This is a genomic window from Polystyrenella longa, assembly GCF_007750395.1.
Classification (GTDB): domain Bacteria; phylum Planctomycetota; class Planctomycetia; order Planctomycetales; family Planctomycetaceae; genus Polystyrenella; species Polystyrenella longa.
The window spans coordinates 262923-278576 of the sequence record NZ_CP036281.1; the positions used below are offsets into that span (position 1 = coordinate 262923).

10 protein-coding genes are annotated in these 15654 nt (G+C 52.5%); 7 read left to right on the plus strand and 3 right to left on the minus strand.

Annotation, left to right across the window (positions count from 1 at the left end; translation table 11 throughout):
• Positions 1 to 89 precede the first annotated feature (89 nt).
• Positions 90 to 2390 carry a TolC family protein gene (locus Pla110_RS00950; RefSeq protein ID WP_144992292.1) on the plus strand — a complete coding sequence of 767 codons (2301 nt, stop codon included), beginning with the start codon at positions 90 to 92 and terminating at the stop codon, positions 2388 to 2390.
• 40 nt (positions 2391 to 2430) lie between these two features.
• On the opposite strand, the gene Pla110_RS00955 is transcribed toward Pla110_RS00950, so the two are convergent.
• Together Pla110_RS00955 and Pla110_RS00960 are read right to left on the minus strand one after the other, a co-directional pair.
• Complete coding sequence (locus Pla110_RS00955) at positions 2431 to 3843, minus strand: aspartate aminotransferase family protein (RefSeq protein ID WP_144992294.1); 1413 nt, start codon at positions 3841 to 3843, stop codon at positions 2431 to 2433.
• A 246-nt stretch (positions 3844 to 4089) separates the two neighbouring features.
• Entirely contained in the window at positions 4090 to 5370 is a 1281-nt protein-coding gene (locus Pla110_RS00960) for a Gfo/Idh/MocA family protein (protein WP_144992296.1), read from the minus strand.
• A 398-nt stretch (positions 5371 to 5768) separates the two neighbouring features.
• Here Pla110_RS00960 and Pla110_RS00965 point away from each other — a divergent pair, with 398 nt between their 5' ends.
• The 4 genes from Pla110_RS00965 (at position 5769) to Pla110_RS00980 (ending at position 8915) form a co-directional block, all read left to right on the plus strand.
• Positions 5769 to 6788, plus strand: coding sequence for a sugar phosphate isomerase/epimerase family protein (locus Pla110_RS00965; RefSeq protein WP_144992298.1), 1020 nt, complete (start codon positions 5769 to 5771; stop codon positions 6786 to 6788).
• A 125-nt stretch (positions 6789 to 6913) separates the two neighbouring features.
• Positions 6914 to 7129, plus strand: coding sequence for a Trm112 family protein (locus Pla110_RS00970; protein WP_144992300.1), 216 nt, complete (start codon positions 6914 to 6916; stop codon positions 7127 to 7129).
• A gap of 272 nt (positions 7130 to 7401) precedes the next feature.
• Positions 7402 to 8148, plus strand: coding sequence for a class I SAM-dependent methyltransferase (locus Pla110_RS00975; RefSeq protein WP_144992302.1), 747 nt, complete (start codon positions 7402 to 7404; stop codon positions 8146 to 8148).
• A gap of 17 nt (positions 8149 to 8165) precedes the next feature.
• Positions 8166 to 8915, plus strand: a complete 750-nt coding sequence (locus Pla110_RS00980) for a CPBP family intramembrane glutamic endopeptidase (RefSeq protein WP_144992304.1) — start codon at positions 8166 to 8168, stop codon at positions 8913 to 8915.
• 247 nt (positions 8916 to 9162) lie between these two features.
• On the opposite strand, the gene Pla110_RS00985 is transcribed toward Pla110_RS00980, so the two are convergent.
• Positions 9163 to 10752 (minus strand): thiamine phosphate synthase, encoded by a 1590-nt coding sequence (locus Pla110_RS00985; protein ID WP_144992306.1) that lies wholly within the window; start codon positions 10750 to 10752, stop codon positions 9163 to 9165.
• A 589-nt stretch (positions 10753 to 11341) separates the two neighbouring features.
• Here Pla110_RS00985 and Pla110_RS00990 point away from each other — a divergent pair.
• On the plus strand, positions 11342 to 13882 hold the full coding sequence (locus Pla110_RS00990) for an ATP-dependent Clp protease ATP-binding subunit (RefSeq protein WP_144992308.1): 2541 nt from the start codon (positions 11342 to 11344) through the stop codon (positions 13880 to 13882).
• 397 nt (positions 13883 to 14279) lie between these two features.
• Entirely contained in the window at positions 14280 to 15653 is a 1374-nt protein-coding gene (locus tag Pla110_RS00995) for a glycoside hydrolase family protein (RefSeq protein ID WP_144992310.1), read from the plus strand.
• The last annotated feature ends 1 nt before the right edge of the window (position 15654 follow it).

Genomic DNA, 15654 nt, shown 5'->3' on the forward strand with positions numbered 1-15654 from the left:
AAAAGTTACAACTTGATTTGAAGAAGTGGTGAGTCCACTTCGACTTAAGCTTTGGCTCTGGGGGGGGCGACTGATCTTGAGAGTTCCTTGTGAGCAAAATCTCCCCAAGTAAATACAAACATCCCGGCGATAACGCCGCTCGAACGCGCAGGTTAGCCAATGTGCGCGTGGGATTGTTGCTGCTTGTATCGCTGGCTCTGCTCGGTTGCATGTCCGGCGGCAAAAAACTGATCTACTTCAACAAGCCCAAGCATAACTACTACAAAGATGCTGTCGCTGAAGTGGAATATCCCTCGGTTTATACCGAGACGAATCCGGAAGCCGTTGCCTCTCTGCCTCCACGCTCGATCAAGCAACTCTCTGATACCGATTTGTGGGATCTGTCCATTGCCGAAACGATTCATATCGCAATGGCAAATAGCGAAGTTATCAAGCAGTCGGCTCAGTTTCTCTCACCTCAAAACCCGCTGTTGAACAATCCGCTGGGCGCCGACTCAATCTTCGATCCGGCTATTCAAGAAACAGGTGTTCTGATTGGGAACCGAGGAGTGGAAGCGGCACTCGCCGATTTCGATGCGACCGTAACGACTTCAGCATTGTGGGGCCGAAACGAAGAAGTCCAGAACAGTATCTTCAGCTCGGGTGGTTTACCGGCCGGTTCTGTTTTGACACAGGAAACCGCTGCCTTCAATACACGATTGCAAAAACAACTGGCCCAGGGGGGATCATTCGCTGTCTCGAATAATCTCAACTACCTTGGCTCCAACGCACCCAGCCGCTTGTTCCCGTCTGCTTACACTGGTTCCGTTCAGGCTGAATTCCGGCAACCTTTGATGGCAGGACGCGGAGCCGAGTTCACCCGTATCGCGGGGCCGATTGGAAATAATCTGGCCGGCGTCTCGGGAGTGAATCAGGGTGTCGTGATCTCGCGTATCAACAACGACATTGTTATCTCGCGATTACAAACTGCCTTGAACAACATGATGCTTGATGTTGAAGACTTATACTGGAACCTGGCGCTGGCCTATCGCGTCTATGACAGTCAGAAGATGTCGGAGAATTTCTCTCATCAAATCTGGCGGCAAATCGCAGCACGGCAAGGCGAAAGTTTTGACGGTGGCGGATACGCTCAGGTATCTCAGGCTCGTGCCGACTACTACTCCGCACGGGAACGGGCTCAGACCGCGCTCAACGACTTGTACGACGCCGAACTTCGACTTCGCCGAATGCTCGGGTTGCCTGCCAATGATGGTCGTTTGATTCGCCCGTCGACAGAAGCTCAGCTCGCCGAGTTTATTCCCGACTGGGATCTGGCGCGATTGAATGCGTTATCCCAGCGACCGGAGTTGCGGCAAACCAAATGGGAAATTCAGAGTCTGGAATTGCAGCACAAAGCGGCCAAAAGTTTGCTCAAGCCGCGTATCGATTTTGTCTCCAGCTACAACGTCAACTCCTTCGGCGATCATTTGAGAAGCGCGAATGATAATGACGGTGTGACTGGTCAGGGTTTTGATAGTGCGATGGAATCATTGACGGCTGGTGAACAGACCGGATGGAATTTAGGATTCGAAGCATCCGTACCAATCGGGCAACGTACTGCGCATGCTCGCGTACAAAACCTGGAGTTCACCCTCCGTAAAGCAAAAGCGGTCCTGTCGATTCAAGAGAAGGAAATCTGCGATGAACTCGCTTCGTCCATCAGTCAGATGGAAGGCTTCTATGTTCGCGCGAAAACCAACTTTGCCAGTCGCAAAGCCTCTGCCGATTTCCTGGAAGCTGAAGAAGAGAACTTTAAATTCAGTCGGACATCGCTCGACCAGTTGCTGCGAGCAAGGTTAGGGCTGGTTGAAGCAGAAGTCTCCTTCTTCCAGTCGGTGGTGCAATACAACCAGGCGATCGCGGAAGTTCATCATCGTCAGGGAATTCTCCTTAAGGAGAACAACATCACGATGATTGAAGGGGACTGGAAGAAAGAAGCCTACGCACAATCAGAACGACGTGAAATTGCCCGGGCGCATGGATGGGACGACGATCTCGGGTTGTTGCATTCGGAACCGATGGAATTCATCGGCCCCGAACCTCCCCTGTTGGATGTGCATCGACCGGAATCCAGACAGGAAAAAGCGGAACCACAACCAGTCCGCCCGGCTCCAATGCCCGTCCCTGTACCCGATGCAGATGCACCGGTCGCTCGTAAAGCCCCGACAAGAAGTAACCAATCCACGAATTCATGGAAAAAAGCGGGCGCACAGGCAGCACCTCGAATCGTCAACCAACGTCGTCTGACTCCACCTCCAGCACCACCCTCAGTTCCCGAATCGGCTCCCAGCTTTACCCGCACGGTGGACAGCAACGTCCAACCCGCCAGTGGCTGGAAAGCCCGCGACTAAGAGCGAGATAGGGTGGCCTTAGAAGTAGTATCGATATCCTCTAGGCCTTCGCGGAGACGGTGGAACCTTTCAGTTCTTCGGCGAGTTCCTCAAGCAGTGAATGCAGGAGGGCGATGGAAGTGTTGGCTTCTTCCGTGGTGATCGTCTGCGGAGGACTGACGCGGAGGACATTGCCGGCGAGAGGGCCGAGCAGATGGATGCCGTCGCTACCTTCCTTACCTTGGTAACATTTCTTGACGACTGCCACGGCGACTTCTTTCGAAGAGAGATCGCCCACGTCGGCACATTCGATTCCAAAGACTAGGCCTTCGCCGCGGACCTTGGCGATGATGCCCGTCTCTTTCAGTTTTTCGAGACCTGCAAACAAAAGTTTCGAAATGACCTGGGTGTTTTCCATGACGGTCCCCAGTTCGAACTCATCGAGCGTGGCCAGTACGGCGGCGCAGGCGATGGGGGAAGCGGACCAGGTGTCGGAGGCTTCGCCGTATTTCAGGCTCGCCATGATATCGCCACGACCGGCAACAGCTGCTACCGGAATCCCGTTTCCGAGGCCTTTGCCCATGCAGACGAAGTCAGGGGTGATGCCGTATTTCTCAAACGCAAAGATTTTGCCCGTACGACCGAAGTTGGCTTGAACTTCGTCGAGGATGAACATCACGTCCTTCTCGTTACACCACTCAACCAGCATCTGCAGGTATTCTGCAGGGGGGTGATAACTACCGCCACCACCGAGATAAGGCTCGGTGATCAAGCAGTTCAGTCGTGAACCGAATTCTTCATACAGAGCATCAAGTTCGGCTCGGTAGGAAGAGACATCGAGTGGCTCACCGTATTTGGACGTGTCGTCACATTCTTCGCGGGGGAAGCTGACAAACTTCACGCGAGGGTCACGATCAGTGTCGCTTTCTGAACCGGTGACCGCCCCAGCGAGTCCTTTTTTACCGTGGAATCCGTAACGGGTGGCGATGATCAAGTCGCGTTCTTCGTCGCGATGCAGGCAGGCCCAGAGTGCTTTCTGAACCGCTTCGGAACCAGAGGCGGCCCACATGATCGTATCGAGTTTTTCGCCACCGGCCGTTTTGCCGAGATGGCTCACCAGGCGTTTGACCGCTTCCGCTTCGACTTCGGTAATGGCGTTGTAAGCAGTCAGTGTAACCGCTTCGAAGTACTCGCCTTCTCCTTCGCCCGTGAGGTGTTCCGGTTTCCAGCCCATGTATTCGCTGAACCGTTTCATCCAACTGCGGGGGTTGTGTCCTAAGTTGGCCACTAGTACACCGGCGGAAAAGTCATACAGGCGACGACCTTCGGGAGTCCAGTGGAAGCAACCAGCCGACTTGGCGAAGACCGCTTGCGACGGAGTGTAAGTCCGCAGGGCAACCGGCTCCTGTTGCGTAATTGTCTGTCGAACCTGATTGGAGCGATCTTCACCCGTAAATTGAATCGGAGTAGCCATGAGTCTTAACCTGTCTGGAATTACCTGTCCGCGAACAAAATCGTGAAATTGAATGAGATGGGGAGGCAAGCCCCAAAGTGTATACAGAATAGCCAATTCAGTCGGGGGACGCCAGCTTTCCTGTCGGGTTCACATTGTAATTGAAGAATTTTTCACACGACAAGAAGGTGATTGTCCAGCATCGCAAGCCTGCAAGAGGTGTATTAAACTCGATCCGGGGCGATCTTCCGATTTGAGAGTGAGGTTTTAAACCGTTCCCTCGTAAAGGATTTCCGGTTCAGCGACGCCCGGACGGTAGAGGGCCAGGCCTCCTTTGGGGTCGTTGATCCGCACGAGGCAGTCTGGTTCTCCGGCGGCGGCCCGTTCCAGAATCGCTTCGAGTGCATGGATGGTCGCTACGGTCTGCCGGTCGGCGGCGAGGTCGTTGTAGTCGAGGGCCTGCATTTCGGCGAGCCGTTTTCCTCGATCCGCGTCGGTACCACCATGTTCCACGTAGGCAACTTCCCGGGCGAACCGTTCGATCACTTCAACCCCATAACCTCGTTGGCTTCGCTCGCCCCAGGGTTCGACGAAGGTCCCGTTAAAGTGATTATTGATTGAGTTTTTAATCGTGAAGGGGGTCTTGTCTTCGACTGTACATTCCACACCCCGTTTGCGGGAGTGCCCATTCCATAGCCCGTTGTCAAAACGGAACTGAACTTCCTGCTCGACGTATCCGGGGAAGTTATCGGGAGTTACCCAGGACGTGTGAATGTCGAACGTGGCGTTACGGCCCGACTCGTATTCATACACCATTCGCAGCTGGGTGCTGTCCCACGTGTTTCCATCCTGCGGTCCAACCAGGCCACGCTGGCCAGTGGCGGAGATGGTTTTCAATTTTCCGGGGAAAGAGAAGTCAATCAGCTTGATGTAGTGACAAGCAACATAAGTTCCCGGGTTGCGTCCACCGATCCATTCGGCGAACTGACTGCCGGAGATCTGCTTCGGTTCGAGCAGGGTGCAGTACCCGTTGTTGACATGCTTCAATACATTGTCGTAGTACAGCGACCTCATCTTTTTGTGGTCAGGGTCGAACAGTTTATGGTAGACGACTTTGGCGAGCACATTTTTCTGTTTGGCCAGCTCGACCAGTTCGTCCAGTTCCTGCATGGTCAGAACCGAAGGCTTTTCGATAATGACGTGCGTGCCCGATTCAATGACTTCTTTGGCGGCTCCAAAGTGGCGGTCATCCGGACTGGCAACGCAGGCGAAGTCGAGCCCGGAATCAAGCATCTGGGTAACAGCCCCGTCACCGGCGAAGCTCTGGAAGTCGGCGATTTTATCTCCGGCAGCCGTTTTGTATTTTTCGGCCCGCTTGCCAGTTCGAGTCGCGACGGCGGAAAGCTCTACCGAAAGTTCTCCGAATCGACGATCAAACATTCCCTCTCGATGGGCGGATTCAAAGAAGGGGCAGTAGGTTTCGTCAAAAATCATCCCCATTCCAACCATTCCGGCCTTCAAAGTCGGGGAATCTGCTTGCGGGCTCATAATTCGAAATCCTGTAGGTTGAAGTTATTGGTCGTGTAGACTAGGTGTATACACTAATCAAGGGCCATTGCAAGGGCCAGCTTGATAAAGCTACTCAATAACCGGCGACTCGAATGAGTGGACTGGACCTTTTTGAAACTTCGGTTCAAAACCAGTTTAGATTCCCGGGTGAGAAACCGCTGGCACTGGCATCGGTCCGACGTGTCACGCATAATGTGCGGAACTTCGCCTCGCCGAGTCGATCGGTTCATAAAAGGACAGCTCGGCTGAGATGGCGAGTAGGTCCGTTGCTTCGCGAAGGCCGTCCGGTATTGCCTATTACGAAGCGAATTCTGACGTTCTATTCAAATAGACATTTTTCAAATCAAACCTGAAATTCAGAGATAGATTTCATCATCATGGCTGACAAACCCAAAGTAATTATCAGTGCCTTTGCCGATGAGGCGGCGAATCGTAAGACAGCTATCGAACAGATGGTGGCTCTCTCGGCGATTGGGCTTAAGTATTATTCTCCCCGCTTTATCGATGTCTTCGGGGACGGGAACGTCAAACATGTGGTCGAGCTCAACAAGAAAGAGCTGACGGAACTCAAAAAGCTGCACGCCGAGTTCGGTATGTCCGTTACGAGCATTGGTGCCCGCGTCGGCAAAATCAAATTGCTCGATATCGACGATGGTTCACACAATGTCTATGTTCCTTTCGACAAATACCTGAAGGGCGAAGTCGCCTCGACGATTAAAGTGGCGAAGGAACTCGATTGTAAATTGATCCGCGGGTTCTCATTCTATCATCCTCGTGGCACGGATCCCCGGGATCACATTCCATTGGCTGTTGTGCAGCTGCGAAAAATTGTCGACCTGTGTGCTGCGGAAGGCATCGTCTATGGTTTGGAAATTGAACCGAACCTGATCGGCGAAACGGGTCCACTGCTGGCCGAACTGTGTAGGGAAGTCAATCATCCGAACATCGTATGCATTTATGATGGCGGAAACGTGGCGGCTCAGAACAAACGACCCGATGTCGTCTTCGATGAATACGTCGCCATGCGAAAATACATGGGCTGGATGCATATCAAAGACTACAAAATCGATCCCAAACTGACTTGGGACGGAGCCGTCGATGAAGAACGCCTCAAAAACTTCGTTCCCGCCAACGAAGGGGACGCCGGTCACGAGCAAGTGCTCCGCGACTTGCGCGACCACGTAACCAAGCTTGATCGCAAAATGAAAAAACTGGGAGCTCCCGGTTTCTTTCTGGAAACGGAACCACACCTTAAAGGGGGCGGACAGTTCGGCGGATTCAGCGGACCCGATGGTATGGGCGTTGCCGTGCGGGCACTCTGTAGCGTTCTCGATTATGTCGGGATCGACTACGACCTGCGAGATTTTAATGACATCCGTGAACTACGTGGCTTTTAATTTTGAAGTCACAGCTTCTCGCTGATTTAAATTCACCACGAGATAGTCCTTGAACACTACGGCATTGCTGGCTGGTCTCTGTTCGTCTCTTTCGTGGTCCTCTTATCAATTCCCGGATTTCAAACATGGCTTTTCAATTCGAATCGTTAAAAGATATTATCGCCTGCCCCAAATGTCATTCCAAGCTGATCCATGATGATAGCCGTCTGGTTTGTCGGAATGAGTCATGCAGGTTGGCGTTCGAAATTCTGGAAGATATTCCCGTCATGCTGGTAGATGAAGCTCGGGAACTCGAAACGGAAGAATGGCAAACGGTGATGGCGAAGCTCGACCAGAAATAAGACTCCAATGGCCAGCCACAATTCTTGACTAAGATAAGTGTGACGGCTACAGGATGCGAAGATGTTTTGAATACATGCTGCTGCGCCGCCAGAATCCTCCACAGTAAAATGGAATGCTCAATCCGGGCAAACAAAATGTCGTTTTGAGCCGGTGCAGAGCTTAAATCCTGAATAACAGGGAACACAACTGGACGCAGGAGGGACACACTCTCACAATGGAGAGTGTGTCCCTTTTTGTTTTTGTCTGGAACGCTTCCCCTTGGGAGAAACTGATGTACCGACTATCGTTCGTCGTGTTAACAGGCCTGCTTGCTTGCCTCCTGATGGTTCCATCCGATCTGCTCGCGGAAGAAGCGATCGCGGAAAACGAACGTTACTCGTTCCAGGAAGAACATGATCAATACGGTTCAGGCAAGTTCTATCAAGGGCGAGAAATCGCCCGCGTGATGAGCTGGCACGGAATCGACTGGTTGGAACGGGACGAACGCGAAGAGGAAGAACGTCTCTCGTTAATGATCGAGGCCCTCAAGCTCAAACCGGGCATGATGGTCGCCGACATCGGTGCTGGATCGGGAGTCATTACCCGCGCTGTGGCACCTCTGGTGCAACCGGAGGGCAAAGTCTTCGCCCTCGACATTCAGAAACAGATGCTTGACGCGCTCGAAATTAAAATGAAAGAGTTGAAGATCGACAACGTGGTGCCGATTCTGGGAACCGAAGACGATCCCAACCTCGAACCGGATAGTATTGATGTCGCCTTCATGGTGGATGTCTATCACGAGTTCAGTTATCCCTACGAGATGACACTCGCACTGGCCAAGTCGCTGAAACCGGGGGGCCGACTGGTCTTCGTGGAATACCGGAAGGAAGACCCCAAGGTTCCCATTCTGGAAGTTCACAAAATGAGCGTGAAGCAGGTCCGGAAAGAAATGGCACAACCCGAATTCGGCCTGAAATGGAAAGAGACAATCGACGTTCTACCCCGCCAGCACATCATTATCTTTGAACGCATCAAGTAAGCGAACGGACACGCGAATTGGATTCATCATCACAGGACAAACGGATGCTCGAAGAGGAATCGGAACTGTTACCGGAAACGGAACAAAGCGAACCGGTCGCAGAACACCACGAACGACCCATCGCTCCCGTCCGTCCCGATCCAGAAGAAGCCAGCCGGAACTTTCTGGGAACGGCCTACCGGATTCAGGTCGGCATGATCCTCATCGGGTTGGCGATTGGAGGATTCCTCGCCCGGCCTCCGTGGGAGCTGTTTGACTGGAATATCGAGGCCATCTTGTGGGGAACGCTGGGGACGATCCCGCTGGCGATACTCATGTTCGCCCTGGACTATATTCCTTACGATGGATTGCGGCGGATCGAAGATCTACTCGTCAACAAAATCGCTCCCTTGGTGGGGGCAGCGACGATTAAAAAATTATTCCTTCTCGCCCTGCTGGTTGGTTTAGGTGAAGAATTGATTTTTCGCGGCATTGTTCAGAACTTTCTGATGACGACGATGAACGTGCACTACGCGATTCTCCTTTCCAGCATTCTCTTCGCCTTCTGCCATTTCATTTCCCCGACATACATTATTCTGGTCTTCGGCGTCAGTCTGTACCTCGGTTACTCCGCCATCGGTTTCAGTTCGGAAGGAGAACTTAACCTGGTTCCCCCCGTATTGATTCACACGTTCTACGACTTCTTCGCGTTTGTGTACATATTGAAGAAGCATCGCGACAAGGTGAAGAGCAAAGCGGATATGGATGCTGGCGCGAATGAGGAATGACTTGAACCTCGAATGCTTTTAATTAATGGCACCCTTGGCATAGGGCTGATATAGCACCGTTCCCAATTCCAAGGGTGGCCCAGACGATCTCGCCAGAGTCGTCTGGGTTGCGGAGCAACACTAAAGTGTGGAATACAGCTCAACTGAAATAGCTTGCTGACCAACTCGCGCGGGTGGCGATACATGGCTTTGTGTACCTGCGGCATGCAGACAGCACTTCATGATTGTCTGGACCACCCTGTGTGGCTTAGGATGGTGATGAATTCTTGGCAAACATCTCCAATAATTTCTGCGTGACCTCGTGCGGTTTTTCTGCTCCGCAGATCGCTCCACTGATGGCCGCGCGGGTAGCTCCCGCTTCCAGAACCTGATTCAAGTTCTGAGCATTAATGCCGCCGATGGGGAACCAGGGGAGGGTGATTTCTGCGGCGACTTCTTTAATGTAGTCGAGCCCGGCGAACTCGGTGAACTGTTTGGTCGTGGTCGAGAAGGTCGGACCGACGCCGATGTAGTCGGCGCCTGACCGGACGGCCTGCCGGGCCTGATCGATGTTGTGGGTGGACAGTCCGATCAGTTTGCGGGCTCCCAGCATCTTGCGGGCTTCCTCGACGGGAAAATCATCCTGACCAAGGTGAACACCATCGGCGTCGACGGCAAGCGCTATGTCGGGACGGTCGTTGATGATCAGCAAAGCACCGGCGGCGTGTGTCCATTCGCGGACGCGCTTGGCGTGTTCAATCAGTTCCTGGGTTGGCATTTCTTTTTCTCGAATCTGGACGATTTTCAAACCTGCTTCGAGCGCGTCGCGAACAGCGGGGCCAGACCCGTGATGACAGAGCGATTCGGTCAGCAGCAAGTAGAGCGACGTACCCTGAAGGACATCGCGAGCGTGTAACAGGTTCATCAGAACTTTTTCCTGTTGATAAACCTGATACCGTATTTGCTCGAACTGGGGCGCCGATTCACGAGCGACAACCTTACTCCATTCTTCCAATGTCCGTAGCGACTCCTGAAGCCGTTTGAAGTTTGCCGCGAGGACCGCCTCGCCCGATTCGCGTTGAAGTTCGCTGGGGGTAGAGATTGTGGTACCCACATCGCCCGTTGTGTTGCGGCTGGCGAGCAATTCATGTTGATCGAACTGGCTGCAGGCGGCAGTGAATCGATGGCGTAGCTCTTTGAACTCGCGCGATAAAAAAGTGTCGTCCAGAGTAAAACGGACATAATCTTCGATCACCCGCATGCCTTCCCGCGCCCGATTGGCGGCGGCGTCGAGTATGCGAAAAGTACTGGTGCGGGCTGAAGGAGTGGTGTCCGCGACGTGGAGTTGGACATCGACTTCGAGCGGTTCTGTTTCGAATCCAGACTGAGTGTCGAGTTCTGGTTCGAGCGTTTCCGGCTTCAGTCCATGCCGGTCGAGGATTTCTTTCACGGAACCGGGGTGATGGAGCAGACCCCACAAGAGATGTTCGGTCCCGATTTCGGCATGTCGCCCTAAAAAAGCGGCTCGTTGTTGGGCGACGAGCAGGGCGGAAGTCAGGGATTCGCTTTGCTCGACGGGCTCAATTGTTTCGGGAGATTCACTCGACACTTTCGCGGACAAATCGGCGGCCGCTTCCTCGGTGGCATACGGCTGATAAGGAGCGGGAAGAGACTCAATCGTTATCTGATATTGACTGAGAATTTCTGTTGCCCGCGATTCATCCAGAATCAGGGCGGCCAGCAGCTGTTCTGTCGTCAGAATTTCCACTTTCAGCTGACACACAAGATGTTGTGCCAAGTGGAGTGTTCGCAGGGCACCTGCAGTAAGAAACTGTTCGGTGAATGGAAAATTAGGCATTACGAGCGATTCTGTCGGAATTATCAGGAACAGGAGAGAAGGTCAGGTCGGGGTCGATGTTGCCTCAACAGCCTCGGAATACTAAAATTCGGTTGTCGCGGACGGATCAGCCCCTGACCCAGATTGCCAGTTTTACCAGCCTCGGGTTGGTGAACCGGTGATTTTGTCCTACCGGCAATCGATTATAATGGAGTAACCGGACGAGGCGGAAAAGTTCCGGTGGGTGATTCTCGGAAAAACGGAGAATCCACCACCCCTCATAAGGAGAGAACGTAAAATGAGTTGAGGACGATTTCCTGATCCGGGCGATCCTGTTGCGCCCGTTTTGTGTCGTCCTGTTTGCTCTGACCGACATAATCGATACACACCTGCCCGTCTGCCGGGTGCAAATGACGCACCTACTTGATTTGCAGGAGCTACCGAAAATAAGATTCATCCTGCGGGAGGGAATAACCACGTTACTGGCCCTCCTTCAATAATTTGATGAAGACCGATTTTCGGGCGACTTCATACCACAGTTCACAAAAGTAAAATTGTCGGAACTTTCTGCTCAGGAAGAGACGGAAAAAAATCGGCAAGGGAGACTCGCATGTACGAGCGATTCACAGATCGAGCCCGAAAAGTGATGCAGTTGGCAAATCAGGAAGCCCAACGCTTTAATCACGAATACATCGGGACAGAACACATCCTGTTGGGTCTCGTTAAGGAAGGTTCCGGGGTTGCAGCCAACGTGCTGAAGAACCTCGACGCTGACCTCCGCAAAATTCGGCTGGAAGTCGAAAAAATTGTCCAGTCGGGACCTGACATGGTCACCATGGGCAAACTGCCTCAGACACCGCGTGCCAAAAAAGTAATTGAGTACGCAATGGAAGAGGCCCGTAACCTGAATCATAATTATGTCGGAACCGAACATCTGTTACTCGGTCTGCTACGGGAACAGGAAGGGGTGGCGGCTCAGGTTTTGATGAACCTTGGCCTGAAACTCGAAGATGTTCGCGAAGAAGTTCTCAACCTGCTGGGACACGGACTCGAAGTGTCCGAAACCAGCGAACGGGGAACGGCACAGGGAACCTCCAGCAAAGCGGGTAAGAGCAAAACTCCGGCACTCGACAGCTTTGGTCGCGACCTGACCGAACTGGCGCGCCAGCAGAAACTCGACCCGGTCATTGGTCGTTCTCATGAAATCGAACGCGTCATTCAGATTCTCTGCCGACGTCAGAAAAATAACCCGGTCCTCCTGGGGGAAGCGGGTGTCGGTAAAACGGCCATCGTCGAAGGCTTCGCCCAGATGGTGATCGATAACTCCGTTCCGGAAATCCTGCGGGATAAACGGATCGTGGTTCTCGACCTCGCGATGATGGTTGCCGGTACCAAATACCGCGGTCAGTTCGAAGAGCGTATTAAAGCGGTCATGAACGAAGTCCGTCGTGCCAAAAACACGATCCTGTTCATCGATGAACTTCACACTCTGGTTGGTGCCGGTGGTGCAGAAGGAGCGATCGATGCTTCTAACGTGCTGAAGCCAGCTCTCTCTCGAGGCGAGCTGCAGTGTATCGGTGCGACGACGCTCGACGAGTACCGTAAATACATCGAGAAAGATAACGCTCTGGAACGCCGATTCCAGAAAGTCAGCGTTGATCCTCCGAGTGAGGTTCAGACTGTGGAAATCCTCAAAGGTCTTCGTGACCGCTACGAGGAACATCACCGCGTACAAATTACTGACGACGCCTTGGAAAAAGCGGTCGAACTTTCGTGCCGTTACGTCACGGGGCGTTGTCTCCCGGACAAGGCGATCGACGTCATCGACGAAGCGGGTGCCCGTATTCGCCTCAAATCCATGGTCCGTCCTCCCGATCTCAACGAACTCGAAGAAGAGATCGAACGTCTGAATCAGGCGAAAGAAGAGGCCGTCGCCAACCAGGACTTCGAAAAAGCAGCCAGCTTGCGTGATCAGGCTGACAAACTGAAGAAGAAAAAAGAAACTCTGACCCAGGAATGGCGTGAGAAATCGAAAGAGACCGATGGTGTCGTTGACGCCGAGGTTGTCGCGGAAGTTGTCGCTAAGATGACTGGTATTCCGTTGACTCGACTCTCCAGCGAGGAAGCCGTCCGTCTACTCCGTATGGAAGACGAGCTGCACAAGAAAGTCATCAGTCAGGACGAAGCGATCAAACAGATCTCCAAAGCGGTTCGCCGTAGCCGGAGTGGTCTGAAAGATCCTAAACGTCCGACCGGTTGCTTCCTGTTCTCTGGTCCAACCGGGGTTGGTAAAACCTTACTGGCGAAAACTCTGGCCGACTTCATGTTCGGTGACGAGGATGCCCTGATTCAGATTGACATGTCCGAGTACATGGAGAAGCACAACGTCAGCCGTCTGATTGGTGCTCCTCCGGGCTACGTCGGTTTTGAAGAAGGTGGTCAGCTCACTGAGAAGATTCGCCGTCGTCCTTACGCGGTTGTCCTGCTCGACGAAATCGAAAAGGCTCACCCGGACGTCTTCAACATGCTCCTGCAGATCATGGAAGAAGGTCACCTGACGGATAGCTTCGGCCGGAAGATCGACTTCAAGAACGTCGTCCTGATTATGACGACGAATGCCGGTGCAGAAGTAATCCATCAGGGCGACGTCTTCGGATTCGCCAAACAGGATGAAGACACGAGCTACGAGAAGATGAAAGAACGTCTGATGCACGTCATCGAGAAAGAATTCAAACCTGAATTCCTCGGACGTCTGGACGAAGTCGTCGTCTTCCAGCGGTTGACTCGCGATCACCTCAAGAAGATCGTCGATATCGAACTGGACAAAGTCTTCAAACGTCTGGCCGAACGTGGTTTGAATCTGCATATGACGGACGACGCCCGCGAGTTCATTATCGACAAAGGGGGAGACGTCGACTACGGTGCTCGACCACTTCGTCGTTCGGTTGAAAACTACATCGAAGATCCGCTCTCCGAAGAACTGCTCCGCGGTACCTTCGAAGGGAAGAACGCGATCAACGTCACCGTTGTAGAAGTGGGCGACACGAAACGCCTCGAATTTACCGGTTCCCTCGAAGATGAGCCCGAACTTGCCACGGTAGGTACGAGCGAAGATAAAACCGAAGACTCCAGCAAAGAGACCGCCGAATAAGCGAACTTGCTGCGTCAATCAATAACGAAGCCCCTGTCCGACTTAGTTGGATAGGGGCTTTTTTTTGTGTTTGGAAGAGAACCACGAAAGAAACGAAACAACACGATAGAGAGTGCTTCTTAAGTCTGGTTAGCCCGGACAATCACGAAGTGTTGTCCGGGTCGCGAAGCGACAAGCGGTGCACGACGATTAGAAGTTTCTACCTCGCGACTTACCTTCTCGTTCAGAATCATTATCCAAACGGAGCCATCGCGGAAACCTTAAAATAAAATGTTTCCCTGTTAGTCAACAGGTCTGATGCCTGTAGCCTGCCACATCCAATGTGTTTTACAATATTCTTGTGATTATGGTGGAGCACTTTTATTAGTCGAAGACCTGAGAAAGAGACAATCTACTTATGAGATACTGGATTTTAGCGACTGTCATTATCGTTGGGTTTAACAATACCTCTCAAAGTGCGGAGCCTGTCGAGATTGGTAGTCGACTGGAGCTGTTCGTCGATGATCACCTTGTGGAATCCACTGAGGGAGATATTCAACAGGTCGTACAGAATCCTGAACCTAAGGAAGTCGTGTATGTTCATGATCAAGTCTGGGGCGGGAACATTTGCGCTTACTACACGGTATTTCAGGACGGTGAGACTTACCGTATGTACTTTCGATCGGCGCAATACACGAAAGATAAACCCTCCGATCCCAGCTGGGCGTTCGCGGTCTGTGCGGTAAGTGAAGATGGCGTTCATTGGACGGATCCCAATCTGGGAATGGTCACCTGGAGAGGAAGTGATGAAAACAACATTCTTCGTTTCGAAGATGGGTTCAAGGGGAACGCGTATCACAACTTCACCGTGTTTCGAGACAACAATCCGGCAACCTTGCCAGAAGCCCGCTACAAAGGAGTTGGTGGGCTCGGGCATGGTCTACTGGGATATCAGTCACCCGATGCCATTCATTGGGAGAAAGTTCAGGAGAAGCCGATCATCACGAATGGAAAATTCGATTCGCAAAATCTGGTTTTCTGGGACTCCGATCGAAATGAGTACCGGGCCTACTGGAGATATTCCCCTGATGGCAAACTTCGATTGATCCGCACGGCGACTTCCCCAGACTTTCTTACTTGGGAGAACGAACACAACGTGACATTCACGGAGGGGTTGGAACAAAATAACCTCTACACCAGTGCTGTCCAGAAATACTTTCGCGCTCCTCACCTGTTCATTGCTTTCCCGACGAAATTCTTTCCTGAGACGGAACAGGTTGAGCCCATCTTTATGTCCAGTCGCGATGGCGTCCAATTTCACCCTCTTACCGGCGCTGTCATTCCTCGTTCCGCCCCCAAGGATCGCGATTTGAATCGCAGTAACTACATGGCATGGGGGATGGTTCAACTACCAGGTCAGCCCAATGAGATCTCGGTTTACGGAACAGAGAATTATTTTCAGTCCACGCCAAGTCGAGTTCGTCGCTTTGTGTTTCGCCTGGATGGATTTGTCGCTCTGCATGGTGGAGAAGCTGGCGGCCAACTGCTCACCAAGCCGTTACAGTACACGGGCAAGAAGCTTCTTTTAAATTCAGTGGTCCCCGAGGGAGGTACACTTGAAGTCGAAGTCCTGGACCAATCTGGATCCGTGGTGGGTGTTTCAAACCCGATTGTTGGCGACTCGATCGACGCAGCCGTCAGTTGGAAACAGGATCCCCAACTGAGCGAAGGCATTGTCCAACTCCGCTTCAACATCACAAACGCAGACGTCTTCTCTTTCCGCTTCAATTGAT

Coding starts and splice junctions, on each gene's coding strand:
- Pla110_RS00955 (WP_144992294.1), bottom strand. CDS start 3,843: ATGGCTACTCCGATTCAATTTACGGGTGAAGATCGCTCCAATCAGGTT.
- Pla110_RS00960 (WP_144992296.1), bottom strand. CDS start 5,370: ATGAGCCCGCAAGCAGATTCCCCGACTTTGAAGGCCGGAATGGTTGGA.
- Pla110_RS00965 (WP_144992298.1), top strand. CDS start 5,769: ATGGCTGACAAACCCAAAGTAATTATCAGTGCCTTTGCCGATGAGGCG.
- Pla110_RS00970 (WP_144992300.1), top strand. CDS start 6,914: ATGGCTTTTCAATTCGAATCGTTAAAAGATATTATCGCCTGCCCCAAA.
- Pla110_RS00975 (WP_144992302.1), top strand. CDS start 7,402: ATGTACCGACTATCGTTCGTCGTGTTAACAGGCCTGCTTGCTTGCCTC.
- Pla110_RS00985 (WP_144992306.1), bottom strand. CDS start 10,752: ATGCCTAATTTTCCATTCACCGAACAGTTTCTTACTGCAGGTGCCCTG.
- Pla110_RS00990 (WP_144992308.1), top strand. CDS start 11,342: ATGTACGAGCGATTCACAGATCGAGCCCGAAAAGTGATGCAGTTGGCA.
- Pla110_RS00995 (WP_144992310.1), top strand. CDS start 14,280: ATGAGATACTGGATTTTAGCGACTGTCATTATCGTTGGGTTTAACAAT.